The following is a 21,898-nucleotide window of genomic DNA, read 5'->3' on the forward strand; positions in this document are numbered from 1 at the left end:
TACCTGAACTTCGGTCGGCAGGGCTCTTACGCTCAGTCCTCCGGGACCCCGTTCTCGGACCACTCGTTGGCGAAGTGTTCCATCTGGCGGAGGACCAGGTCGATGGCCTCCTTCTGCTGGTCCGGCGGGTAGTTGTTACGGGCCAAGAGGCGCTTGATGGTGCTGCGCAGGCGAGCGCGGACGGACTCGCGGGCGATCCAGTCGGGCTTGAGCTGGCGGCGGACCTCGGTGACCAGTTCGCGGGCGATGCCCGCCAGGACCTCGTCGCCCATGAGCGAGCGGGCCGTGCCGTGGTCGGCGACGGCGTCGTAGAAGGCGAGTTCGCGCCAGTTCAGGGGCGGGTCGAACTTCTCGCCTCGGCGGGCGTCGGCGGCGACCTCCTTGGCCATCTCGACCAGTTTGGCGATGAGTTCGGCGCTGGTGTACTGCTGACGCATGTAGCGCACCATCAGGTCCTGGAGGCGCTCGGAGAACGTGGTCTGCCGGACGATGTTGTGCCGGGTGACCTCGCGAATCTTCCGCTCGACGAGCCGCCGCAGCGCCTCGGCCGCCAAGTGCGGGGTGTCGCTCTGCTGGAGCTGGGCGACGAGCGCGTCCGTGAGGTGGGTGAGGTCGGCGGTCTCCAGCCCGGCTTCGGCGAACAGGTCCGTCACCCCGCCCGTCTCCACGACGGACGACGTCAGCTGGGCGAGGTACAGCTCGACGTCACGGGCGACCGGGAGGCCGCGCGCCTCGCGGTTCATGGCGTCCAGCTTGGCCATGTAGGCGCGGACCTCGACGAAGAACTGGATGTGCCGCTTCCAGGCCGGCCGGTCGGCGAACCGGTTACCAACATCCTTCGAACTGCCCGCCAGTGCCCAGAAGCGCTCAAGGCGATAAGCGTGCTCACGGAAACGGCGGCCCAGCGTCTTGCGCGGATCTTCGAGCAGGTCGGGGTTGTTACCGGGCGTGCGGGGATCGAGCAAGTACTCGGCGCTCCGCAAGGCTGCGTCGATGAAGGCCCGAGGGCCGGGACGGTCGAGCAGGGGCTCCCAGGCGAAGCCGCGCAGGATGCCGGTGAGGACGTCGTACTCGTTGCGCAGTTCGTCCAGCGCGCGCTCGACGTCCTGGCCGAGGGTGCGGTCGCGCTGGTCGGCCTCGGTGTACTCGGCGATCGCCTTCCGCAGGTTCTCCGTCAGTGGGGCATAGCCGACGAGGAGGCCGTCTTCCTTGCCTCGGAAACGGCGGTTGACGCGGGCAAGGGCCTGCATCAGGTTGGCGCCCTTGAGCGGCCGGTCCAGGTACATGGTGTGGATCGGCGGGGCGTCGAAGCCGGTCAGCAGCATGTTGTTGACGATGAGCAGTTCCAGCTCGTCGTCGGGGTCCTTGGCCCGGTTGATGACGGCCTTGCGGCGGCTGTCCGTCAGCGCGTGGGCGAGCAGTGCATCCGAGTCCTTGCGGGAGTTCGACGAGAAGACGATCTTCATCGCACCTTTCTCGAACTCGTCGCTGTGCCACTCGGGGCGCAGCTCGCGCAGTGCGTCGTAGACGCGTACGCAGATCTCGCGGGTCGCACACACCACCATCGCCTTGCCGGGCGCGCCACCGGACTCGGAGATACCGACGAAAGGCTTTATCCGTTCCCGGCGGGCCTCCCAGTGCTCCACCAGGTCGGCCGCGAGGTCCCTTATCCGGGCCGGGGCGCCGTACATCGCGTTCATGGTCGCCACGGCCTGCTCGACGCGGCGGCGCTCGGTGTCGTCGAGGCCGTCGGTGATGCGGTCGGCCTCCTCGTCGATGGTGGTCGGGTCGACGGCGTGGTCCAGGACGAGCTGGATCACGCGGCTCTCGTGGTAGACCTTCACGGTCGCGCCGTCGTCGGCGGCCCGCTTGAGGTCGTAGACATCGATGTAGCCGTTGTACTCGCCCTTGTCGCCGAACACCTCGCGGGTGTTGCGGTCGGCCTCCGAGATCGGCGTGCCGGTGAAGGCGAGCAGCGTGGCGTGCGGGAGCGCGTCGCGCAGGTGGCGGGCGAGGCCATTGAGGTCGTCGTAGTGGCTGCGGTGCGCCTCGTCGACGATCACGACGATGTTCCGGCGCTCGGAGAGCATCGGGTGGTCGGTGCCCGACTCCCGCTCCTCCTTGGTCTTGCCGAACTTCTGAAGTGTGGTGAAGAGGATCCCTCCCGTCCTCTTCGCCGCGAGCTCCTCGCGCAGCTCGGCGCGGGTGAGGACCTGGCGGGGCGACTCCGGGAGGATCTCGCTCTCCTGGAACGTCGAGTAGAGCTGGTCGTCGAGGTCCGTGCGGTCGGTGACGACCACGACCGTGGGGTTCAGGAGCGCCGGGTCCCGCATCACCAGGGTGGTGGTGAGGACCATCTCCTCCGACTTGCCGGAGCCCTGGGTGTGCCAGACGACGCCGGCCTTGCCGTCGCTCGCCGAGGCGGTGCGGACGGCTTCGGCGGCGCGGGTCACCGCGTGGTACTGGTGCGGCTTCGCGATGCGCTTCATCCGCTTGGACGGGACGAAGTTGATGAAGGAGTGGATCAGTTCGAGGAAGCGGGACTGGGTGAACAGGCCGTGGAGCGCGAGGTTCTGCCCGGACTCCGAGAAACCGTCCGCCGTCAGCGGATCGACGCGAGCGCCGAACTCGTCCGTGTTCCACGGGGCGAAGTGCTCGTACGGGGTGAACGGTGTCCCGTACTTCGCGGTGATGCCGTCGGAGAGCAGGACAATGGTGTTGTAGCGGAAGGCGGTCGGGAGCTCCTGGACGTACCGCGCCACTTGGGCGTGCGCTGTTTGCAGCGTCGCGTCCTCGTCGCCGGCGCGCTTCAGCTCCACGACGGCGAGGGGCAGGCCGTTTACGTACAGGACGACGTCGAAACGGCGGTCGACTGGCCGGCCGCCGATCTCGATCCGGCCTTCCCGCCCCGCATCGCGTTCGCCGACGCCCGCCATCTCGTCCTCGCGGCGGCGCCCCGCGCCCGCTTCGCGGACCTCGCGTACGACTTCGCGCCTCGAAGCCCTGATGCACCGCCTGGATTTGGCCACGGTCCAGTTGGTGTGGCGGCAGTCGGCCACCGTCTTCCACGTCCGTGACCCGTTCCCCGTCGGCGGCGTCGAGGACCCTGCGACCGAACGCGGAGGCCGCCGCGTTCGGTGCGTACGCCCGTGAACTGGGCCTGGTTCCCGAGGACGCCGTCCTCACTGGATCACCTACTTCGAGGTCACCGACACCGCCGAGGCTGCCGACTGGGTTGTCGAACTCGGCGGGCAGGTCCGCGAGCCCACCCACGACACAACCCACGGCCAGGTAGCCGTGGTGGCGGACGCGGAGGGGGCAATGTTCGCCCTCGTGCACACCCCTCGCTGAGCATCGGCGGACCTCCGGGCGGGGCCCGCCCGCCTTGTCCACGCGGTATCCATCGCGGCGCAAAGGCAATCTTCGCGTATCGCTCGCGCTCGTCCCCGAGAACGTACCTGCTGTTGTTGGGATACGGGATGCTCTCCATCCGGGGCTCCTGGAGCTCGTATTCGGTCGGGGCGACTATGTTCACAGCTTGCATTGCGTTACAAAACAGTGACCGAGGAGCCCTCTTGCCCGTGACGGCTTCTGTCAGGATTTGCCTGGTTGCAGGGGCAGGCTTGACGTAAACGCAACTGGTGTCGCTCAGATCCCGTGGATAGCGTTGGCGCACTCGTGAGAATCCTCGCCCCACCGGGAGTCATCCGTGAACCGCCGTCCCACCCCGCTCGCAGCCGCCGCGCTGGCCGCTGTCGCGGCCCTGTCGCTGTCCGCCTGCGGGAGCGGCGATGACAGTGCCAAGGGCGACGACAAGATCGTAGGGGCCGACACAGGAGCTGACTCGTCGGCCTCAGCTTCGCCGAGCGCCAGCGCATCGGACTCCGTCGAGCGCCCGACGATCGAACTGCAGCCGGACGTCAAGAGTGTCTTCACGCCGGAAGAGACCGGTGACCCCGTCAAGGACGCAATCCTGCAGGACAACACGGAATTCGTCCGCGCACTCGATGCGGCGATCGTCGCCCAGAATCCGCGACTTCCCGCCCTGGAGTTCTACACCGAAGGCGAAGCAGCCGCGGCTGCGTACGAGTGGGTCAAGGGGTACACGGACGCCGGTCTGACCATCACAGGCACCGTGCGCTACTACGACCGGAACGTGAAGGTGAACTCCAAGGACTCCGCGGCGATCGGCTACTGCGCGGACGAGACCAAGGGCTACGACAAGGTCATCAAGACCGGCGAAGTCAAGGAAACCAAGGCGTCCAAGAACAGCTACGTCGCCTACACCGGGCAGGTCAGCCTGAACAAGGACGGCGTCTGGGAGATCACCAAGATCTCTTCGGCACGAGGAGCCGCAGCATGCCAGCCGTGAAGCAGTCTCTGAGGTACGCGGCGGTCGGGGCAACTGCGGGTGTGCTGCTGTTGTCCCTGCCGCCCGTTGCTGTAGCAGACCGGACCGGCTCCGGGAACGGCGGGGAGCTCGGCGGCGGTACCAGCACGGACACCGACACCTCGGGCGGGCGCGACGGTGACACTCTCACCTCGGGGGTCAGCGGTGTGATCGTCTACGACCGCTCGAAGAACGGCGGCGGCACGTCTACCGGCGCTGTCGCGTCGACGACATCCTGGACTCCGCCCGCTTGCTACTACGCGCCGAAATACAACCCTCAGGAGATTGAGGCGCAGATGCGGCAGGTGTGGGAGAGCAGCGCGCCCAGCCCCGAGTGGTCCCTGAAGACCCAGAACCACTTCGTCAACGGCGAGCCGTACACGGACTTCAACAAGGACAGGGAGGGCGAGGGCTACTGGTGGGACGCGTACACCACCGAGGGACGGGAGTCGGACCCGGCGGCGCGGGACTGCAACGAGCTGCCCTTCTGGGTCGACGAGGGTGACGCGCCGCCGGCTGATGTTCCGCAGGCGATCACGCCCGAAATGCTCGCCCAACTGGCCTACGCCGAGATCCGGGTGCCCTCCACGAAGGTCGAACTCGCCCCGGCGAACACCACAAAGGTGAACCTGCCGACCTGGACGTGGCTGGACACGGCCGAGTTCAAGCCGGTCTCCGTCACCGCGTCCGTCCCGCTGCTCGGTATCAGCGCGACGACCACCGCCGAGCCCGTCTCGCTGAAGATCGCCCCGGGCACCGATGACGCGGCCACGTACCCCGCCTCCGGCGAGTGCGTAGTCGGCGCGGACGGATCGATCGGCGAGCCCTATGCCAAGGGCAAGGCCGACGAGACCCCGCCGTGCGGGATGAAGTACCTGCGGTCCTCCGGCGGCGGCTCGTACAAGCTCCAGGCGACTGTCACCTGGGAGATCAGCTGGACCAGCACGACCGGTGCGGGTGACCGTCTTCCCGACGGTACGTTCGGGGCTGATCAGGACGTCGTGGTCCAGGAGATCCAGGCCGTCAACCGATAGCGTGGCCAGGGGCGACGGACTCGGCGATGCGGTTCACTCCGTCTCCCGGCGGCAGGTGGAGTGGGCCACGTCGAGCAGGACGACAGGCGATGGGTCAGTGCTGTGGGGAGTTGTCCTCCGGCATTCCCCGGCCGGCGGCCTCCAGGATCTGCGAGTACTTGGTGTACCTTCGGCGGGCCATCCGCATGCCCAGGAAGTACAGGCCGAAGACTGCCAGCCATACACAGGCTCCAACCGTCATGCTCTTCGCGGTGAAACCGACCTTGGCAAGGGCAATGACTATGAGGATCGGCGCGATGAAGAGGAAAGGCAGCGTGCGCTTCCTCTGGACGTCACCGCTGAGGTCGACCTCAATGCGCGCGCGGAGAAGATCGACGGCGGGCCGGGTTTCCGGGAGCGGCCGCAGCCCGCTCGCCACGGGCTTCATGCCGGGTGTGGGCCCGCCGCGCGGAGCCGAGGGGTACTGTGCCCGGGTTGCCGCGGCGCGCTCACGCGCTTCCGGGCTGGAATCCCTGCGGAAGAGGAACACGGGACGGGCACTGCCCGACAAGGTGGGTTCGAGACCGGCGTACAGGTAACCGTACTGCTCGGCAATGTAGGCGTACGCCGCGAACTTCCGCTTGGAGTTCCAAGGGCTCTGGAACGTGAAGGTCTCAGCGCCGCGCTCGTCTTCCCGGAGCAGGGCCCTGATGTGCCGCTCGACGCCCATTTCGCCTCCCCTTGGCCCGGCGCGGACTCACTTCCGGCAGCGCACTGCCACGGCCGACCCGCTCCGCTGTCTGCGTCCCGACATCATAGGGTGCTCGGATACGAGCCGACCGATCGCACTCGCAACGCCAGGAGGCGGGGCACTTGTCGAGTACCTGCCCATCATCCCGGCATCCGTGATCTCATCACAGATACCGTCCGACGCGGCAGCCCCTCAGCATCGGATGAACCAACGGGGCGAAGAATGAAGGGGCATGAGGCGGTGTCGTTCTTGAGATTCGCGGGCGCCGAGGTCAGGGAGATGTCGAGGAAACTCGAGACCGGCGGCGGTCACATGAAGAGCGCGTCCAAGAAGATGTCGGCAGCCGACGCCACCCAGATCGGGCACAGCGAACTGCAAACCGCCTGTGACGACTTCGCAGATTCCTGGGACTACGGCTTCGGCCAGCTGTCCAAGATGACCAAGGGAGTCTCGAAGTTCGCCAAGCACGCCGCGGACACGTTCGACGAGCTGGACCAGAAGCTGCGCGACGAACTGAGGAAGGCCGGCGAGAAGGGGACGAAGGGCAAGTGAGCAATCACGACTACCCGCATCTTGGGTTCGACCCCGCCCCCGGCGACCTGGAGACCATTCGCGAACTGGCTCGCACCGTCGGCGGAGTCAGTCGCGACGGCGACACCACGAAGACGGAACTGGACAAGATCGGCACAGACGACGGGCTGTGGGTCGGAAAGGCCGCCAACGCGTTCACCGACACATTCAGCGAGGTGCCGCCCTACCTCAAGAAGGCCCTGTCGGCCATGGGTGAGGCGGGACGCGCACTCGACACATGGCACAGCGAGGTGAACCGCTTCCAGGCACGCGCTCGACGCCTTGAGGAAGAGGCCGCCGCGGCGGTCAAGAAGGTCAACAGTACGAAGAGTGCCCTTGACGGGCTCCCCAGCGACACGACTTCGATGTCCGCCAAGGAACTGGAGGAGCACAACAAGGACAAGAAGGCGAAACAGAGCGCCTGCGACTCGGCCGACGACGAGCTGGCAGATATCCGCAGGCGCGCCCACACGCTGAACGACGAGTTCAACGCCGCGGCCACCCACGCTGCTTCACAGCTCAAGAAGGCCACCGACCACGCCCCACCCGAACCCGGCTTCTTCGACGAACTCGTGGGCATGGCCAACGACATCCTCGAAGGCGCCTGGGACTGCGTCACGGACCCCAACTGGTGGAAGGCGCTGGGGGACGTGCTCGCGGACATCGCGATGGTGATCGGAGTCATTTGTTTGATCACCATCTTCACGGGCGGACTGGGCTGGCTGGCTCTCGCGGGAGTCATCGTCGCGGCCGGCGCGCTGGCAGCCCACGGCATAGCCATGAAGATGGGTGCGGACGTCACCTGGGAGACACTGGCCTGGGACGCTGCCGGACTGTTCGCCGGCGGCACCGGCATGCTGGGGGCGAATCTGGCCCGAGCGGGACGCGGCCTGGTTACCGCCGGCCGCGAACTCAGGGCGGCGGAAGGACTGCTGAGCCGCTTCGCCGGTGCCAGTCTGAGGAACCCACAATCGTGGATCTACCCTCTATCTGCGCCCTCGGGCGCGCTGCGGTCGCTTGAGGGCTTCGCGATGAGCGGCGGCGGGCGCGTGGCGGTAGGGATCGGAGAAGTCGTCGACAAACTCGGCACCGGTTCCGGGCTGATTCTGGCCGGCGGGTCCAACATCGAGCGCTGGTTCGGCGACAGCCCGGATAAACAGGACCTTCCGATCCTCGGGCCGATCCTGGACTTCATGGACAAGCCCGACAAGTACAACGACAACTACGACGACACCGACCTGGTGACCCCTCCCCGGGAGGTTGAACCCCAGGTGATGCTGAACTCCGCGGGAGACAGCTTCCTCAACGGCCTCAGGCCGACCGGTGGCGCGGGAGCAGTCGCGTGAACGCGAACACCCGAGTGTCCCGGGGAGTCCAGGACGACGCAGAGGCCGGAAAGCACTTCAGGTACGCCTTCACATACGAGGTCCCCCACGCGTTCGTCGAGCTGCCGGACCCATCCGACGACCGAGGATGGACACGTGCGCTGGAAGAACTCATGCCCGGAAGCGAGGAACCCGCGCGCGTCATCACCGCAGAGCAGATGCGTGCCGTGCTTCCCATGATGGCAGGGATCAACACCGTCGAGACCGGGCTGTGCGTGGGGACCGACGCCGGATCCCTCTCGATGGGATTCCTCGTCGTGTCCGTCCAGCACACCGGGCACGACAGCCCTCTGCTGGCGGCCGAGGGCATCTTCCGTGCCAAGGAGCAGCAGTACTTCGCTCACGACACGGCGACCGAGGACGTGGATCACGAACTGGGCAAAGGAACCAGGGGGACGCAGGACCTCCTGCTTGCGACGCGGCTGCCGTGCGGACCGGCTGTCACCTCTGTCTCGATGCGTTCCATGACGCTTCCCGCAGGCAACAGCGAGGTGCCACCTCCGGTGCTCGCCATCGGGTCACTGCAGATGGTCATTCCCACCCCACGCGAGTACTGCGCCTACGTGACCATCTCCACCCCGACGATCTACCACCTGGATGCATACAGCGCGCGTCTCGCCCACATTGCCCGCACCTTCTCGCTCGACGTGCCGAACGAACAGTGAGACCCTGACCGTCAACTCATCGGTGACCGTAGACCCTTGGACACTGCGGTCCTGACCCGGGCGCGCGATAGTGATCGGTATGAGGTACCGGACACCCGGTACCCCATACCGGCAGGGACGCAAGCAACTCCAGGAGGGGCACCCTCCCGGCGGGCCCCGCGAACTGACCACCAGGGCGAAAACGGCGGAGCTGGGCCGCTCGGCCGCTCAGGCGGCGGCCCGCAGAGATGCCTCGGCCAGGGCAGCTCTGTCACCGACCACACGCGGGGAGACATCGCCCTCCCACAACGCCCTACCGTGCCGTTCGAAGGCACAGGCCAGCAGGTTCCGAACGGTTTCCTCCTTCAGCTCGTCAGAAAGCCCCGCGGGCACGCAGACCCAGGTCCTGCCCTCCGGGGCACTGTCTCCGAGGGCGTATCCGCTGGAGCGCGGATCGAGGCGCGGGTCCTCGACGACCTTTGCCCGCATGTCCGCGACGACCGTGTCGAGCGGGGGCAAGGCATCAGGGGTCGCGCACTCCTCCGCCACGGCGATCAGCTCGCCGAGAACGCTCCTGAGGTGCCGCGCCTCGGCAAGGGAGAGCCGAGCGAAAGCGTTTGGCCTGCCACCGATGTCCAGGACCACCGCCGGCAAGTGGCGGTACGCCACCTGTTCGAGGCTCACCCGGACCTCGTCCGGCAAGACCGTTCCGTCGGCCCCGGCATCCGGGCGATGAAGACTCAGCCCCACGGTGTGCACCTCCCCGCCGTGGAAACGGTCCGCCAGCGCGTCGGAGTCGTGCTCCTGGCCACGTTCGGCACACCACGCCGGGCAGAGAGCGGTGATCTCCACGGGGCGGTCCGGTTCCGCCCCCCTCCCAGGGCCTGCCCGCCAGGTCCGTATCGGCGAGAACCGCGGCATAGCGGTAGTGCAGAGCGCGCAGGGCGACGGCGTAGTCGTCAATCTCCTCGACGACGGCGTTCAGCTGTGACAGGTCCAGCTCGCACCACCTGCCTCCGGTCCCGAACCAGATCTCGGGCTGCTGCCCGTCTGCCTCGGCTTCGGTCAGCAGAGCGATCGACGCAGACAGCGCCGGATCACCGTTCCCTCCTTGGTGTGCGGGGCCGTGCCACTCCACTCGTACACCCTCATGCAGGTCATGGACGCCCCGGTACGTCTCCCCCAGGCACCACGGCGGACACGACGAGGACCGAGCGGGTTTCGTCGCACCGTCCGTGACGACCAGCGTGACATTGTCGGTCATGGTTCCTCCTCCGATAGGCGGTTTCGCTTACTCCGCAGCTTGACCGGACGGAGAGAAGCACTCGCCCATATCGTGGGTATCGGCTTTGCCCTACGGCTCGGTCCATCAGACTGAGGACCAACGGAAGCTCGTGTACGGGTTCGTCTCGGACCAGATCAGTTCTTCCCGGCCCCACGCGCGTCACGCAGGCCGCGCCCGCCAGTGGTCATGGATCCGGAAGCGTCAGCTCGGGCCACGCCGACAGACGGCCACCGACACGTGGCAACGCACGCGCGAGCGCGCGGTATGTGAGGTCGTGGTGCGTAAGGACAAGACGGAAGCAGCCCGGAACGTACAGCGACAGTCACGCCCACGGTCTGATCCAACAGAGCCGCTTCATAGGTAAGGGAGGCGACGGTGGTCCGTAATCCCGGAGACCATCGTCCCCGTTCCCATGTGCCTGGCCCCACGCCGACGGCTCGCCCCTGCGTGGAACCGCTCCGGACTGCGCGCACCCCGATCACTCGTTCGCGTTCGGAGCTGTCGGCACCAACCGGCTCCGCCCCTCAACCGCCACGGTGGCACAAATGCGCAGGTCAGCGCCCTGGGCGTGACCAGCCATGTTTTGTGGCTCCTGCCGAGGACTCGAACCTGCGGCCAAGGCCACTCTCCCGAACCCACGGCCCAGAGCCTCCCGCTCCCTCATGGCCAGCGCGCCCGACAAGCAAGTCAACGCGCCTCTCGTCGGCCAGAGGTCAAGTGGCGGTGACCGGCAGCACGTCCGGCGACAGCGCCGCTGCCCGCGCCGTGGCGCTCGTCATCCGCCGGCGGTGATGACGTCGACAGAGCACCTCGTACCCGACCTCCGCCGCCGACTGAGCCACGTCGCCCACGACGACCTGCTCCCCCTCGACGACCATCTCCCCACCCACGGTGCGTGCATTGTGCGTGGCCCGGGCACCGCACCAGCACATCGCCTCGACCTGCAAAGTCTCCAGGCGATCGGCAAGTTCGATCAGACGCTGGGAGCCAGGGAAAAGCCTCGTCCGGAAGTCAGTGGTGATACCGAACGCGAAGACGTCCAGCTCCAAGTCGTCCACGATCCGGGCCAGTTGGTCGATCTGCCCGGACAGCAGGAACTGGGCCTCGTCCACGATCACGTAGTCGACCCGGCCACCCCGAGACAGCTGCTCCACCACATACCCGTACAGATCCAGCCCCGGCCCGGCCTCCACCGCGTCGGTCACCAGCCCCAGACGCGACGACAGCTTGCCCTCACCCGCACGGTCGTCACGCGTGAAGATCAGTCCCTGCAGACCACGCGCCGTTCGATTATGTTCGATTTGTAGCGCCAAAGTTGACTTCCCGCAGTCCATCGTTCCGGAGAAGAACACCAGCTCGGGCATGGGAGGTTGAGGACCTTTCGGGCGTGCTGAGGGCAGGAGGAACGCGGGGCGACGCGTCCGCGTCAGGTGCGTACTTCCAGGAGCGGGACCAGCTGTTCCACCGGCGTCATCGAGCCGTGGTTGCCGACCATCGCGGACTCCTTCGGCTCCCGTTCGGACGCGATGATCACGACGTCGTCGCGGGCGGCGGCGACCACGTCTCCGATACGGGCGTACACACGTTCGTCGACTGCCGGGCCGAACCAGCCCGCCGCAATCGCCTCGTCCCGGGAGGCCACCCAGAACTGCTCGCCGAGCACCTCGCGCCAGCAGGTCAGCACGTCGTTCTCGGCGCCCGGCAGCGCGTAGACGTGACGGGCTCGCCCCTCGCCGCCCAGGAGGGCGACCCCGGCGCGCAGTTCCCAGTCCGCGTCGAAGTCGATGCGGTGCTGCTCGTCGAACGGGATGTCGATCATGCCGTGGTCGGCGGTGACGTACAGGGCGGTACGCGGCGGGAGTTGCTCCGCGAGGCGTTGGACGAGGCGGTCGACGTACATGAGCTGTCCGCGCCACGCGTCCGAGTCGACGCCGAAGCGGTGTCCCTTGCCGTCCACCTCGGAGTAGTACGTGTAGACCAATGAGCGGTCACCGGCGGCCAGCTGCTCGGCCGCGAGGTCCATGCGGTCCTCGCCGGAGAGGCGCCCGTGGAAGGTGCCGCCGCTCAGCGCGACCTTGGTCAGCGGGGTGGTCTCGAAGGCCGGGGAGGAGACCTGCGCCGCGTGCACGCCCGCCTCGTGCGCCAGCTGGAAGATCGTGGGGTACGGCTGCCACGTGCGCGGCGCGGTCCACGGCTGCCAGCGGAGCTGGTTCATCAGCTCGTCCGTGTCGGGGTTGCGGACCGTGTAGCCGGGCAGCCCGTGTGCGCCCGGCGGCAGGCCCGTGCCGACGGAGGCCAGCGAGGTCGCGGTGGTCGCCGGGTAGCCCGCGGTGAGGGGGCGGCCGGTGCCGCCGCGCGAGCTGTCGAGCAGCGTGGTCATGAACGGGGCCTCGTCCGGATGCGCCCTCAGCTGCTCCCAGCCCAGCCCGTCGATCAGGAACACACAGTTGCGATCGGCCGCGGCCAGCTCCGGTATCGCGACCGTCGCACCGGGCACCCCCATGCCCGCCGCGAGGGTGGGCAGCAGGTCGGCGAGGGAGCCGGTGCCGTACTCGGGGACGGGCGCGGAGCCGATGGCGAGGGGTTCCGGGTGGTCCCAGGTGGGCAGCGCCATCAGCGGTCGAGGCCCGCGGTCGCCTCGGAGAGGGACTGCGCGAAGGCGAGCGCCTGGCGCACGGTCTCCGGACCGTCACCGGCCTCGCTGACGCGCAGGCTGAGGTCGTCCGCCGTCGAATTGCCCGTGTAGCCGTGATCCGCCTCGCAGTTGGGGTCGCCGCAGGCGGCGGGCTCCAGGTCGATGCGGGAGACGGCGCCCCAGCCGATGGTCAGGACGACCTCGCGGGGCAGGGTGCCCGGCGTGTACGACTCCGGATTGGCGACGACCCGGCTGACGACGACCGACGAGATCCGGCCGAGCTTCACCGATTCGGTGGACGTCGTGGCGTACGGCGTCGGGGACGTGCCGTCCGCGGCCTGCTCGTCGGTGTGGCTCACGATGAAGCGGTTGTGCGTGAGGACGAGCACGGTGACGTGCCGCCGCACCTCGTTGGCGTCGAACGTCGTCTCCTGATGGACCAGGTACGACCGGATGGCCTCGCCGCCGACAGCGGCCTCCACCGCCTCGGCCACGAGGGTCGGGTAATAGCCGCTGCGCTCGATCGCCGTGCGCAGCCCCTGGGTCGTCGTACTGGTCTTGGCCATGACGTCCATCCTACGGGGGCGCACTGACTGCGAGGCACCGCTCGGGACGGTCTCAGTACACCGGAAGCGTCCTGGGACCGAGGTCGTCGCGGGCGGGCGGGCGCGCGAGGCGCACGGTGGCGCCGAGAACGCTCAGCCCGCGCGGGGCGACGACGACCGGCTCCAGGGAGACCGCGACGACCTCCGGGTGGTCGTCGACCAGTCGGGACACGCGCAGGAGCAGCTCTTCGAGGGCGTCCGTGTCGACCGGCGCCGACCCCCTCCAGCCGAAGAGGAGCGGTGCCGTCCGGATCGACCGGACCAGGGAGGCCGCGTCCCGGCCGGTGGCCGGAATCAGTCGGTGCGCGGTGTCCCCGAGCAACTGCGACGCGGCCCCGGCGAGCCCGAACGAGAGCACCGCTCCAGCCGCCGGGTCGATCACGGTCCGTACGACGGTGTCGACGCCGCGCGGGGCCATCGCCTGCACGACCGGCCGCAGCTCCTCGGGCGTGCCGAACAGCTCGGTCAACTCCGCGTACGCCCGCCGCAGTTGTTCCTCGTCCGCCAGGTCCAGCCGTACTCCGCCCAGGTCGGCGCGGTGCCGCAGGTGCGGGGCGGTGGTCTTGAGGGCCACGGGGTAGCCGATGGCGCGGGCGGCGTCGACGGCGTCGTCGGGGGTCGGTGCGGGCAGGGCCTTGCGTACGTGGATGCCGTACCGGGCGAGCAGCCCGCACGTCTCGTCCGTGCCGAGCGTGAGCCCCTCCCCGCGCGCGAGGAGGCCGTCGATCTGCGCGGCGGCGCCCTTCTCGTCGATGTCCTCATACTCGGGGTACACAGCCATCTTCCCCGGGTCCGCGGACTCCTCGCGCCACTGGGCGTACTTCACGGCTTCGGCGAGGGCGCGGACGGCTCGCTCGGCGGCGGGGTAGGCGGGGATGAGGCGGGCGTCCTCCGGGGCCGGGACGTCCTCCACGCGCGCGGGTGCCGGCCGTTCGTCGGGGACGGGCGGTACGGCGTGGGGTGCGGTGCTGGTGGCCTTGGAGAGCGCCTCGGCGAGTCCGCCCAGCTCGACGTGGACCACGAGGACCGGCTTGGCGGGGGCCGCGGCGGCGGCCGAGCGGAGCGCCTCGGCGAGGGCCTCGTCGGCGGTGGACGTCTCCCCCACGGCCGGAATGGCGGTCACCACCACCGCGTCGCACCCGTCGTCCGCCAGCGCCCGCGCGAGCGCCGCGTGGAAGTCCTCCGCCGAGGCCCCCGTGGTCAGGTCCAGCGGCGGCAGCGGGCGCAGCCCTTCGGAGAGACACGCGTCGTACGTCAGCAGCCCCAGTGACTCCGAGTTCCCGAGGATCGCCACGCGCGGGCCCGCGGGCAGGGGCTGGCGGGCCAGGAGCAGCCCCGCGTCCACCAGTTCGGTGATCGTGTCCACCCGGATCACCCCGGCCTGCCGCAGCAGCGCGGAGACGGTGGCGTGCGGCAGCCGCGTGGCCCGTACGGCGTGCCCCTGGGGGGCCACTCCCCCGTGCCGCGCCCCCTGGACCACGACCAGGGGCTTCACCGCGGCCGTGCGCCGGGCGAGGCGGGTGAACTTGCGCGGGTTGCCGATGGATTCGAGGTACATCAGGACGACGTCGGTGTCCTGGTCCTCGTACCAGTACTGCAGGACGTCGTTCCCGGACACGTCCGCCCGGTTGCCGGACGACACGAACGTCGACACGCCGGTGACCCCGGTGACCCCTCCCCCGCGCCGGTGCAGCCGGGACAGCAGGGCGATGCCGATGGCGCCGGACTGGGCGAACAGGCCGATGCGGCCGGGGCGCGGCATCTCGGGGGCGAGCGAGGCGTTGAGCCGTACGCCGGGGGACGCGTTGATGATCCCGAAGGCGTTGGGGCCGATGATGCGCATGCCGTACGTGCGCGCGTGGCGCACGAGTTCACGCTGGCGCTCCAGGCCCTCGGGGCCGCTCTCGGCGTACCCGGCGGAGACGACCACGAGCCCCTGGACGCCGTGCTCACCGCACTCGGTGACGACCTCGGGGACGTGCGCGGCCGGTACGGCGACGACCGCGAGGTCCACGGGCTCGCCGATCTCGCCGATGGAGCGGTACGCCGGGACGCCGTCGAGTTCCTTCTCCTGAACGGCCCTGTTCACGGCGTACAGCCGACCGGTGAAGCCGGCGTCCTTGAGGTTGCCGAGCACGCTGCGGCCGACGCCCCCGGGCATACGCCCCGCGCCGATGACGGCGACCGAGCCGGGCGCGAGGAGCCGCTGCACGGACCGCGCCTCGGCGCGTTGCTCACGCGCGCGCTGCACTGCGAGCGAGCGGTCGGTGGGCTCCAGGCCGAACTCCAGGCGTACGACACCGTCCTCGAAGCTGCGCTTCTGCTGGTACCCCGCGTCCGTGAACACCTTGATCATCTTGGCGTTGGCGGGCAGCACCTCGGCGGCGAAGCGGCGGATGCCGCGCTCGCGGGCGACGGCCGCGATGTGTTCCAGGAGGGCGGAGGCGACACCACGGCCCTGGTGGGCGTCCTGGACGAGGAAGGCGACCTCGGCCTCGTCGGCCGGCGCGGAGGCGGGCATGCCGTCGGAGTCAATCCGGTCATAGCGTACGGTTGCGATGAACTCGCCGCCGACCGTGGCCGCGAGTCCCACCCGGTCCACAAAGTCGTGGTGCGTGAAGCGGTGGACGTCCTTGGCGGACAGGCGAGGGTAGGGCGCGAAGAAGCGGTAGTACTTCGACTCGTCCGAGACCTGCTCGTAGAAGCTGACGAGGCGCTCGGCGTCATCGACGGTGATGGGCCGGATGCGTGCGGTGCCGCCGTCACGCAGCACCACGTCGGCCTCCCAGTGGGCGGGGTACTCGTGCCGGTCCGACGAGGTCTGCATGGGCCCCAGCGTAAGGCTCGCGTACGACAGCGGCGCGAGGCAGTCTTGGGGAACGCAAGCCGGGGCGCGGTCAGGCCGTGGGCCCGACCCGGCGACGCTTCACGATATGGGAAACTGGTCTAGACAACCTGAACACCGAAGGGCAGCATCACATGGCTGAGCGCCGCGTCAACGTCGGCTGGGCCGAGGGTCTCCACGCCCGCCCCGCCTCCATCTTCGTCCGGGCCGCCACGGCCTCCGGCATCCCCGTGACGATCGCCAAGGCCGACGGCAACCCCGTCAACGCGGCCTCCATGCTGGCGGTCCTGGGCCTCGGCGCCCAGGGTGGCCAGGAGATCGTCCTCGCCTCCGACGCCGAGGGCGCGGACGCCGCGCTCGACCGTCTGGCGAAGCTGGTTTCCGAGGGACTCGAAGAACTTCCCGAGACCGTCTGAGGAACCCTCCGACCGTTCCGCGGTCAGGGTGACGTCAAAAGCGTCACGCACACACCGAAGGGCTCGTCCGAATTATCGGGCGGGCCCTTCACATTTCTGTCGCATTTCCGTATCTCGGGCAGCAGAAATAATCCCCCGCGAATTACACCCTCTTTGTATACGGCTTCTGTGTTAATGCCGCAGGCTCGTCATGTTTACGGGATGTTGCGAAGTCCTCACGCGCTCGACGCGATCCGGACCGCCGGGCCCAGCAGGAAAGCGGAGCCGGTGCGCGGCGGTCGCGCGCTCGGTGTGCAGGGCCGTGATCGCCCTGGCCCGCTCGCTGTCGCCGCGCGCGACGGCGTCGACGATCCCGCCGTGCTCCGCCCAGGACTCCACGGGGTTGGCGGGCGCCTCGACGGCGTACATCCAGGCGATCTTGTGCCGCAGCTGGGAGAGCGTCGAGGTCAGGGCGGGGCTGCCGGAGGCCTGGGCGAGCGTCTCGTGGAACCAGCCGCCCAGGGAGCGCAGATCCTCGCTGTTGCCCCGCCTGGCCCGCTCCTGACCCAGCCTCACCAGGCCGCGCAGCACCTTGAGATGGGCCTCGGTGCGACGCTGGGCGGCGCGCACGGCGCCGAGCGGCTCCAGCAGCATGCGCATCTCCAGCAGGTCGGAGGCCTCCTGCTCGGTGGGCTCCGCGACGCACGCGCCCGCGTGCCTGCGGGTGACGACGAAGCCCTCGGCCTCCAGCGTGCGCAGGGCCTCGCGCACGGGGACGCGCGAGACGCCGTAGCGGCGCGCGAGCAGTTCCTCGGTGAGCCGGCTGCCGCGCTCGTAGACACCCGCGACGATGTCATCACGGATCGCCGTGCATACCGAGTGCGCCGGAATACGCATGACCGACCTCCGCCTTAATCCCCGTGAAACGTCGATGATTGACGTGTGTTCGAGTGACTCTATTGCAGAGAGCCGGAATTTCCGATGGCGGGCCGGAATCCATGGATATTTTTTGGACAAGAGGTGCGCGGCGACGGCGAAAGCCCCGGCTCGGTGAGCCGGGGCTTCGCGAGTCGCCGGGCCGGTCGCCGGAACCGGGCGCGCCGGTCGTCAGACGTTCACGCCGTGCGAGCGCAGGTACGCGACGGGGTCGATGTCCGAGCCGTACTCTGGCGTGGTGCGGGCCTCGAAGTGCAGGTGCGCGCCGGTGACGTTGCCGGTCGCCCCGGAGAGGGCGATCTGCTGGCCCGGGGTGACCGCCTGGCCGACTCCGACGCCGATGGACGACAGGTGGCCGTACTGGGTGTACGTGCCGTCGTTCATCTCGATCACGACCTGGTAGCCGTATGCGCCGGCCCAGCCCGCCTCGACGACGGTGCCGGAGCCGACCGCCTGGACGGGGGTGCCGGAGGCGGCGTGGAAGTCGACGCCGGTGTGGCTGCCGGAGGACCAGACGGCGCCGCCGGCCATGTAGCCGGTGGAGACGTACGAGCCGCTGACCGGGGCGACGTAGGAGTTGAGGCGCCGGCGCTCGGCCTCGCGGGCGGCGCGCTCCTTGGCCTCGCGCTCCTCCTTGGCCTTCTCCTCGGCCCGCTTCCTCGCGAGTTCCTCGGCCCGCTTCGCAGCGGCGGCCTCCTCGGCGGCCTGCTGCTGGGCGGCGGCCTGGGTCTCGATCTGCTCGGCGACCACGTCCCCGATGCCGATGATCTGGGTGAGTCCGGTCTGCTCGGCGGAGGTCTCCGCGGCGAGCGCCGGGGCGGCCAGGGTGCCGATAACGCCGGTGCTGGTGAGTGCGGCGACGCCCACGGTCCTCGTGGTCGTGCGCTTCACACGGCCGGGACCGCGGTGCTTCCCGGTGGCGCGGGTGAACGCCATGAAGTGGCTGATCCTTTCCCTCCCTCTCGCCTACCGGGTTAGCTGACGGGTTCGGAGCAGGAAGGTCTCCTACGGAGACCCTTCACTTCGTGAAGGGCGTCCGATTCACCCCAGGGACTGCGGTTGGGTCCCCGGCTCCCCTGGCTCGCGCCGTACGGGGACTCGGCGATGACTGTCCGGTGCCGCGGGCGCGGCGCACTGCCTGACGAACAGCCGGACCGACGCTAAGTGGACCATCTTTCAAACGACAAACGGATCAAGGGTTTTGTAGCGCATGCCACAGGTCATTCAGGCAATCTCCTCCATCAATACGGACAAACAGGGGCCCTGGTGACTCTTTCGTCACCAGGGCCCCTGTCGCGACCTCGGCTCTACTCGGCCGGAACGACGGTCACTTCGCCGATGCCGAGGGCCCTGACGGGCTCCTCGATCTGCGCGGCGTCGCCGACGAGGACGGTCACCAGACGGTCCACCGGGAAGGCGTTCACGGCGGCCGCGGTGGCCTCCACGGTGCCGGTGGCGGCGAGCTGCTGATACAGCGTCGCCTGGTAGTCGTCCGGCAGGTACTGCTCGACCTGGTCGGCGAGCGTGCTCGCGACGGCCGCCGCGGTCTCGTACTTCAGGGGCGCGACCCCGACGAGGTTCTGCACGGCGATGTCCCGCTCAGCGTCCGTCAGGCCCTCGGCCGCGAGGGTGCGCAGCACGGTCCACAGGTCGTCGAGCGCGGGGCCGGTGTTCGGTGTGTCGACGGAGCCGCTGATGGCGAGCATCGAGGCGCCCGTGCCGCCGGGCGCGGAACGCAGCACCTGCCCGAACGCCCGCACACCGTAGGTGTAGCCCTTTTCCTCGCGCAGGACGCGGTCCAGGCGGGAGGTGAGGGTGCCGCCGAGGCAGTAGGTGCCGAGCACCTGGGCGGGCCACACCCGGTCGTGCCGGTCGGCGCCGACGCGGCCGATCAGCAGCTGCGTCTGGACAGCGCCCGGGCGGTCGACGACGACGACGCGCCCGGTGTCGTCCGCGGCCACCGGCGGCACCGGACGCGGGTCGGCCGAGGAGCCGGTCCAGGCGCCCAGGGTGTCGCCGAGCAGCGCGTCGAGGTCGGTGCCGGTGAGGTCGCCGACGACGACTGCGGTGGCCGTGGCGGGGCGTACGTGCTTCTCGTAGAAGGCGCGCACGGCCGCCGAGTCGATGGCCGACACCGTCTCCTCGGTGCCCTGGCGCGGGCGCGACATGCGCGAGGTCGCCGGGAACAGCTGCCTGGAGAGCTCCTTGGCGGCACGGCGGGCCGGGTTGGCGGTCTCGTGCGGGATCTCGTCCAGCCGGTTCCGTACGAGGCGTTCGACCTCGCTGTCCTCGAACGCGGGTGCCCTCAGAGCGTCGGCGAGCAGACCGAGCCCCTTCGGGAGCCGCGACGCGGGCACTTCGAGGGACAGGCGTACGCCGGGGTGGTCGGCGTGCGAGTCGAGGGTGGCGCCGCAGCGCTCCAGCTCGGCGGCGAACTCCTCGGCGGAGTGCTTGTCGGTGCCTTCGGAGAAGGCACGGGCCATGATCGTGGCGACGCCGTCGAGGCCCGCGGGCTCGGCGTCCAGGGGCGCGTCGAGGAGCACCTCGACGGCGACGACCTGCTGGCCGGGGCGGTGGCAGCGCAGCACTGTCAGGCCGTTGCCCAGCGTGCCGCGCTCGGGTGCCGGGAACGCCCAGGGCCTGGCCTCACCGGCCCGGGGCTGCGGGTGGAACTCCATGGTCGCGAGCTCAATCACTTCGCCGACTCCTCGTTCTCGTCGGTCACCGCGGCTTCGGCGGTGTCATCGGCTGCCTCGGCGTCCCCGCCCTCGGCCATGGTCGGCTCGTACACGAGCACCGCACGGTTGTCGGGCCGCAGGCGGGCCTTGGCGGCCTCCTGGACCTCCTCGGCGGTGATGTCGAGCACGCGCCGGACGGCGGTCAGGGCGAGCTGCGGGTCGCCGAACAGGACGGCGAAGCGGCACAGTTCGTCGGCGCGGCCCGCGACCGTGCCGAGGCGGTCCAGCCACTCGCGCTCCAGCTGGGCCTGGGCGCGCTCCATCTCCTCGGCCGTGGGGCCCTCCTCTGCGAACCGGGCGAGCTCCTCGTCGACGGCGGCCTCGATGACGGGGACTTCGACGTCGCCGGAGGTCTTCACGTCGAGCCACCCCAGGGAGGGCGCTCCGGCCAGGCGCAGCAGGCCGAATCCGGCGGCGACGGCCGTACGGTCGCGCCGTACGAGCCGGTTGTAGAGGCGGGACGACTCGCCGCCGCCGAGGACCGTCAGCGCGAGGTCGGCCGCGTCGCACGCGCGCGTGCCGTCGTGCGGGAGACGGTAGGCGGCCATCAACGCGCGCGCGGGAACCTCTTCCTCGACGACCTCGCGCAGCTGCTCGCCGATGATCTCGGGCAGCGTCCCGTCACGCGGCGCGGGCTTGCCGTCGTGCCCCGGGATGGACCCGAAGTACTTCTCGATCCAGGCGAGCGTCTGCTCCGGGTCGATGTCACCGACCACGGAGAGTACGGCGTTGTTGGGCGCGTAGTAAGTACGGAAGAACGCGCGCGCGTCCTCCAGGGTGGCCGCGTCCAGGTCCGCCATCGAACCGATCGGGGTGTGGTGGTAGGGGTGGCCCGCCGGGTAGGCGAGGGCGGTCAGCTTCTCGAAAGCGGTGCCGTAGGGCACGTTGTCGTAGCGCTGGCGGCGCTCGTTCTTGACGACGTCCCGCTGGTTCTCCATGGACTCGTCGTCGAGCGCGGCGAGCAGGGAGCCCATGCGGTCGGCCTCCAGCCAGAGGGCGAGCTCCAGCTGGTGCGTGGGCATGGTCTCGAAGTAGTTGGTGCGCTCGAAGCTGGTGGTGCCGTTCAGCGAGCCGCCCGCTCCCTGCACCAGCTCGAAGTGGCCGTTGCCCTTCACCTGGGCCGAGCCCTGGAACATGAGGTGCTCGAAGAGGTGGGCGAGGCCGGTACGGTCCTTGACCTCGTGACGGGAGCCGACGTCGTACCAGAGGCACACCGCCGCGACCGGGGTCAGGTGATCCTCGGAGAGCACCACGCGAAGGCCGTTGGCCAGGCGGTGCTCGGTCGCTGTCAGGCCCCCGGAGCCTGCCTCGGCTGTGGCCGTGTGACCCATGGGCATGTACGTCCCTTCGATCGCGGAAGCATTCGTTGAAAGTGCAGAATTCCTGCCGGTCCTGCCACTGTATGCAAGCGTGCGGACGCCTGGCGAAGTTCCCGGTGACCGTACGCCGAGAGCGAGACCGGGGTGACGGGCACAGCGGTGGTGCGGGAGCTCTGGCACGCTGTTGACGTGCGCCGTCGTGGCCCGTCGGCGGCCGTGCCACCAGGGCGGCACCGGTGGACCCGGACGGCACCCGGGAACGTCGGCCCGGGCGGCCGACGCCGGGCCCTGGTCCGCGTTGTCAGTGCGGCAGTCCACAATGGTCCGCGTCAGATCCGAATCCCGCCTCAGCAAGAGTGAGCCGAAGGGGCTCGACACCGACCCGAG

The 21,898-nt window shown here is 69.4% G+C and carries 18 protein-coding genes, 2 pseudogenes and 1 riboswitch; of the genes and pseudogenes, 8 read left to right on the forward strand and 12 right to left on the reverse strand.

The genetic code is table 11. The features are described from left to right. Window positions 1-32: 32 nt before the first annotated feature. Window positions 33-2,936, reverse strand: a complete 2,904-nt coding sequence (locus tag ACWD3C_RS17610) for a type I restriction endonuclease subunit R (RefSeq protein ID WP_451144794.1) — start codon at window positions 2,934-2,936, stop codon at window positions 33-35. On the opposite strand from ACWD3C_RS17610, the pseudogene ACWD3C_RS17615 reads away from it, so the two are divergent. The 4 genes and pseudogenes from ACWD3C_RS17615 to ACWD3C_RS17630 all read left to right on the forward strand — a co-directional run. After that, window positions 2,865-3,187, forward strand: a pseudogene (locus tag ACWD3C_RS17615) (PhzF family phenazine biosynthesis protein); the annotation flags it as partial. The gene ACWD3C_RS17610 and the pseudogene ACWD3C_RS17615 overlap by 72 nt on opposite strands. 2 nt (window positions 3,188-3,189) lie before the next feature. Then, window positions 3,190-3,351: a VOC family protein gene (locus ACWD3C_RS17620; protein ID WP_451144838.1), complete on the forward strand. Its 162-nt coding sequence runs from the start codon at window positions 3,190-3,192 to the stop codon at window positions 3,349-3,351. Window positions 3,352-3,709: 358 nt separating this feature from the next. Then, complete coding sequence (locus ACWD3C_RS17625; protein WP_451144796.1) at window positions 3,710-4,372, forward strand: hypothetical protein; 663 nt, start codon at window positions 3,710-3,712, stop codon at window positions 4,370-4,372. Continuing rightward, window positions 4,360-5,424 (forward strand): hypothetical protein, encoded by a 1,065-nt coding sequence (locus tag ACWD3C_RS17630; RefSeq protein WP_451144798.1) that lies wholly within the window; start codon window positions 4,360-4,362, stop codon window positions 5,422-5,424. The genes ACWD3C_RS17625 and ACWD3C_RS17630 overlap by 13 nt, the downstream gene beginning before the upstream one ends. A 94-nt stretch (window positions 5,425-5,518) precedes the next feature. Here ACWD3C_RS17630 and ACWD3C_RS17635 read toward each other — a convergent pair whose 3' ends face one another. Then, window positions 5,519-6,133, reverse strand: a complete 615-nt coding sequence (locus tag ACWD3C_RS17635; protein ID WP_451144800.1) for a hypothetical protein — start codon at window positions 6,131-6,133, stop codon at window positions 5,519-5,521. A 261-nt stretch (window positions 6,134-6,394) separates the two neighbouring features. On the opposite strand from ACWD3C_RS17635, the gene ACWD3C_RS17640 reads away from it, so the two are divergent. Genes ACWD3C_RS17640 through ACWD3C_RS17650 form a run of 3 tightly spaced genes read left to right on the forward strand, consistent with a single transcriptional unit; the run spans window position 6,395 to window position 8,774 of the window. Next, on the forward strand, window positions 6,395-6,706 hold the full coding sequence (locus ACWD3C_RS17640; protein ID WP_451144802.1) for a hypothetical protein: 312 nt from the start codon (window positions 6,395-6,397) through the stop codon (window positions 6,704-6,706). Next, window positions 6,703-8,070 carry a putative T7SS-secreted protein gene (locus ACWD3C_RS17645; RefSeq protein ID WP_451144804.1) on the forward strand — a complete coding sequence of 456 codons (1,368 nt, stop codon included), beginning with the start codon at window positions 6,703-6,705 and terminating at the stop codon, window positions 8,068-8,070. The genes ACWD3C_RS17640 and ACWD3C_RS17645 overlap by 4 nt, the downstream gene beginning before the upstream one ends. Continuing rightward, complete coding sequence (locus ACWD3C_RS17650) at window positions 8,067-8,774, forward strand: hypothetical protein (RefSeq protein WP_451144806.1); 708 nt, start codon at window positions 8,067-8,069, stop codon at window positions 8,772-8,774. The genes ACWD3C_RS17645 and ACWD3C_RS17650 overlap by 4 nt, the downstream gene beginning before the upstream one ends. A gap of 207 nt (window positions 8,775-8,981) precedes the next feature. On the opposite strand, the gene ACWD3C_RS17655 is transcribed toward ACWD3C_RS17650, so the two are convergent. The 6 genes and pseudogenes from ACWD3C_RS17655 to ACWD3C_RS17680 form a co-directional block, all read right to left on the reverse strand. Next, complete coding sequence (locus ACWD3C_RS17655) at window positions 8,982-9,605, reverse strand: DUF6907 domain-containing protein (protein WP_451144808.1); 624 nt, start codon at window positions 9,603-9,605, stop codon at window positions 8,982-8,984. Window positions 9,606-9,681: 76 nt separating this feature from the next. Continuing rightward, window positions 9,682-10,017: pseudogene (locus ACWD3C_RS17660) on the reverse strand (DUF6907 domain-containing protein); the annotation flags it as partial. Window positions 10,018-10,751: 734 nt separating this feature from the next. Further along, the gene (locus ACWD3C_RS17665; protein WP_399110414.1) at window positions 10,752-11,402 is read right to left on the reverse strand and encodes a thymidine kinase; all 651 of its coding nucleotides are present in this window, start codon (window positions 11,400-11,402) and stop codon (window positions 10,752-10,754) included. A gap of 62 nt (window positions 11,403-11,464) precedes the next feature. Then, the gene (locus ACWD3C_RS17670; protein ID WP_451144810.1) at window positions 11,465-12,652 is read right to left on the reverse strand and encodes an alkaline phosphatase family protein; all 1,188 of its coding nucleotides are present in this window, start codon (window positions 12,650-12,652) and stop codon (window positions 11,465-11,467) included. Beyond that, a complete protein-coding gene (locus ACWD3C_RS17675; RefSeq protein WP_451144812.1) occupies window positions 12,652-13,239 on the reverse strand; it encodes a DUF5998 family protein in 588 nt (195 codons plus the stop codon). Before ACWD3C_RS17675 ends, ACWD3C_RS17670 begins: the two co-directional genes overlap by 1 nt. Before the next feature lie 52 nt (window positions 13,240-13,291). Continuing rightward, entirely contained in the window at window positions 13,292-16,105 is a 2,814-nt protein-coding gene (locus ACWD3C_RS17680) for a bifunctional acetate--CoA ligase family protein/GNAT family N-acetyltransferase (protein WP_451144814.1), read from the reverse strand. A 152-nt stretch (window positions 16,106-16,257) separates the two neighbouring features. Between ACWD3C_RS17680 and ACWD3C_RS17685 the strand changes: the two genes are divergently transcribed. Continuing rightward, window positions 16,258-16,539: an HPr family phosphocarrier protein gene (locus tag ACWD3C_RS17685; protein WP_451144816.1), complete on the forward strand. Its 282-nt coding sequence runs from the start codon at window positions 16,258-16,260 to the stop codon at window positions 16,537-16,539. A gap of 171 nt (window positions 16,540-16,710) precedes the next feature. On the opposite strand, the gene ACWD3C_RS17690 is transcribed toward ACWD3C_RS17685, so the two are convergent. From ACWD3C_RS17690 to ACWD3C_RS17705, 4 genes are all read right to left on the reverse strand, one after another. Beyond that, on the reverse strand, window positions 16,711-17,415 hold the full coding sequence (locus ACWD3C_RS17690; protein ID WP_451144818.1) for a GntR family transcriptional regulator: 705 nt from the start codon (window positions 17,413-17,415) through the stop codon (window positions 16,711-16,713). 210 nt (window positions 17,416-17,625) lie between these two features. Further along, window positions 17,626-18,390, reverse strand: coding sequence for a M23 family metallopeptidase (locus tag ACWD3C_RS17695; RefSeq protein WP_451144820.1), 765 nt, complete (start codon window positions 18,388-18,390; stop codon window positions 17,626-17,628). 12 nt (window positions 18,391-18,402) lie between these two features. Then, a riboswitch (cyclic di-AMP (ydaO/yuaA leader) is annotated at window positions 18,403-18,568 on the reverse strand. A 193-nt stretch (window positions 18,569-18,761) separates the two neighbouring features. Then, window positions 18,762-20,150 carry a M16 family metallopeptidase gene (locus tag ACWD3C_RS17700; RefSeq protein WP_451144822.1) on the reverse strand — a complete coding sequence of 463 codons (1,389 nt, stop codon included), beginning with the start codon at window positions 20,148-20,150 and terminating at the stop codon, window positions 18,762-18,764. Continuing rightward, window positions 20,147-21,523, reverse strand: coding sequence for a M16 family metallopeptidase (locus tag ACWD3C_RS17705; protein WP_451144840.1), 1,377 nt, complete (start codon window positions 21,521-21,523; stop codon window positions 20,147-20,149). The genes ACWD3C_RS17700 and ACWD3C_RS17705 overlap by 4 nt, the downstream gene beginning before the upstream one ends. Between the last annotated feature and the right edge of the window lie 375 nt (window positions 21,524-21,898).

It is taken from the genome of Streptomyces sp. NPDC002845, assembly GCF_053591955.1.

Coding starts and splice junctions, on each gene's coding strand:
- ACWD3C_RS17670 (WP_451144810.1), bottom strand. CDS start 12,652: ATGGCGCTGCCCACCTGGGACCACCCGGAACCCCTCGCCATCGGCTCC.
- ACWD3C_RS17685 (WP_451144816.1), top strand. CDS start 16,258: ATGGCTGAGCGCCGCGTCAACGTCGGCTGGGCCGAGGGTCTCCACGCC.
- ACWD3C_RS17610 (WP_451144794.1), bottom strand. CDS start 2,936: ATGGCGGGCGTCGGCGAACGCGATGCGGGGCGGGAAGGCCGGATCGAG.
- ACWD3C_RS17680 (WP_451144814.1), bottom strand. CDS start 16,105: ATGCAGACCTCGTCGGACCGGCACGAGTACCCCGCCCACTGGGAGGCC.
- ACWD3C_RS17665 (WP_399110414.1), bottom strand. CDS start 11,402: ATGCCCGAGCTGGTGTTCTTCTCCGGAACGATGGACTGCGGGAAGTCA.
- ACWD3C_RS17630 (WP_451144798.1), top strand. CDS start 4,360: ATGCCAGCCGTGAAGCAGTCTCTGAGGTACGCGGCGGTCGGGGCAACT.
- ACWD3C_RS17675 (WP_451144812.1), bottom strand. CDS start 13,239: ATGGCCAAGACCAGTACGACGACCCAGGGGCTGCGCACGGCGATCGAG.
- ACWD3C_RS17690 (WP_451144818.1), bottom strand. CDS start 17,415: ATGCGTATTCCGGCGCACTCGGTATGCACGGCGATCCGTGATGACATC.
- ACWD3C_RS17705 (WP_451144840.1), bottom strand. CDS start 21,523: ATGGGTCACACGGCCACAGCCGAGGCAGGCTCCGGGGGCCTGACAGCG.
- ACWD3C_RS17695 (WP_451144820.1), bottom strand. CDS start 18,390: ATGGCGTTCACCCGCGCCACCGGGAAGCACCGCGGTCCCGGCCGTGTG.
- ACWD3C_RS17635 (WP_451144800.1), bottom strand. CDS start 6,133: ATGGGCGTCGAGCGGCACATCAGGGCCCTGCTCCGGGAAGACGAGCGC.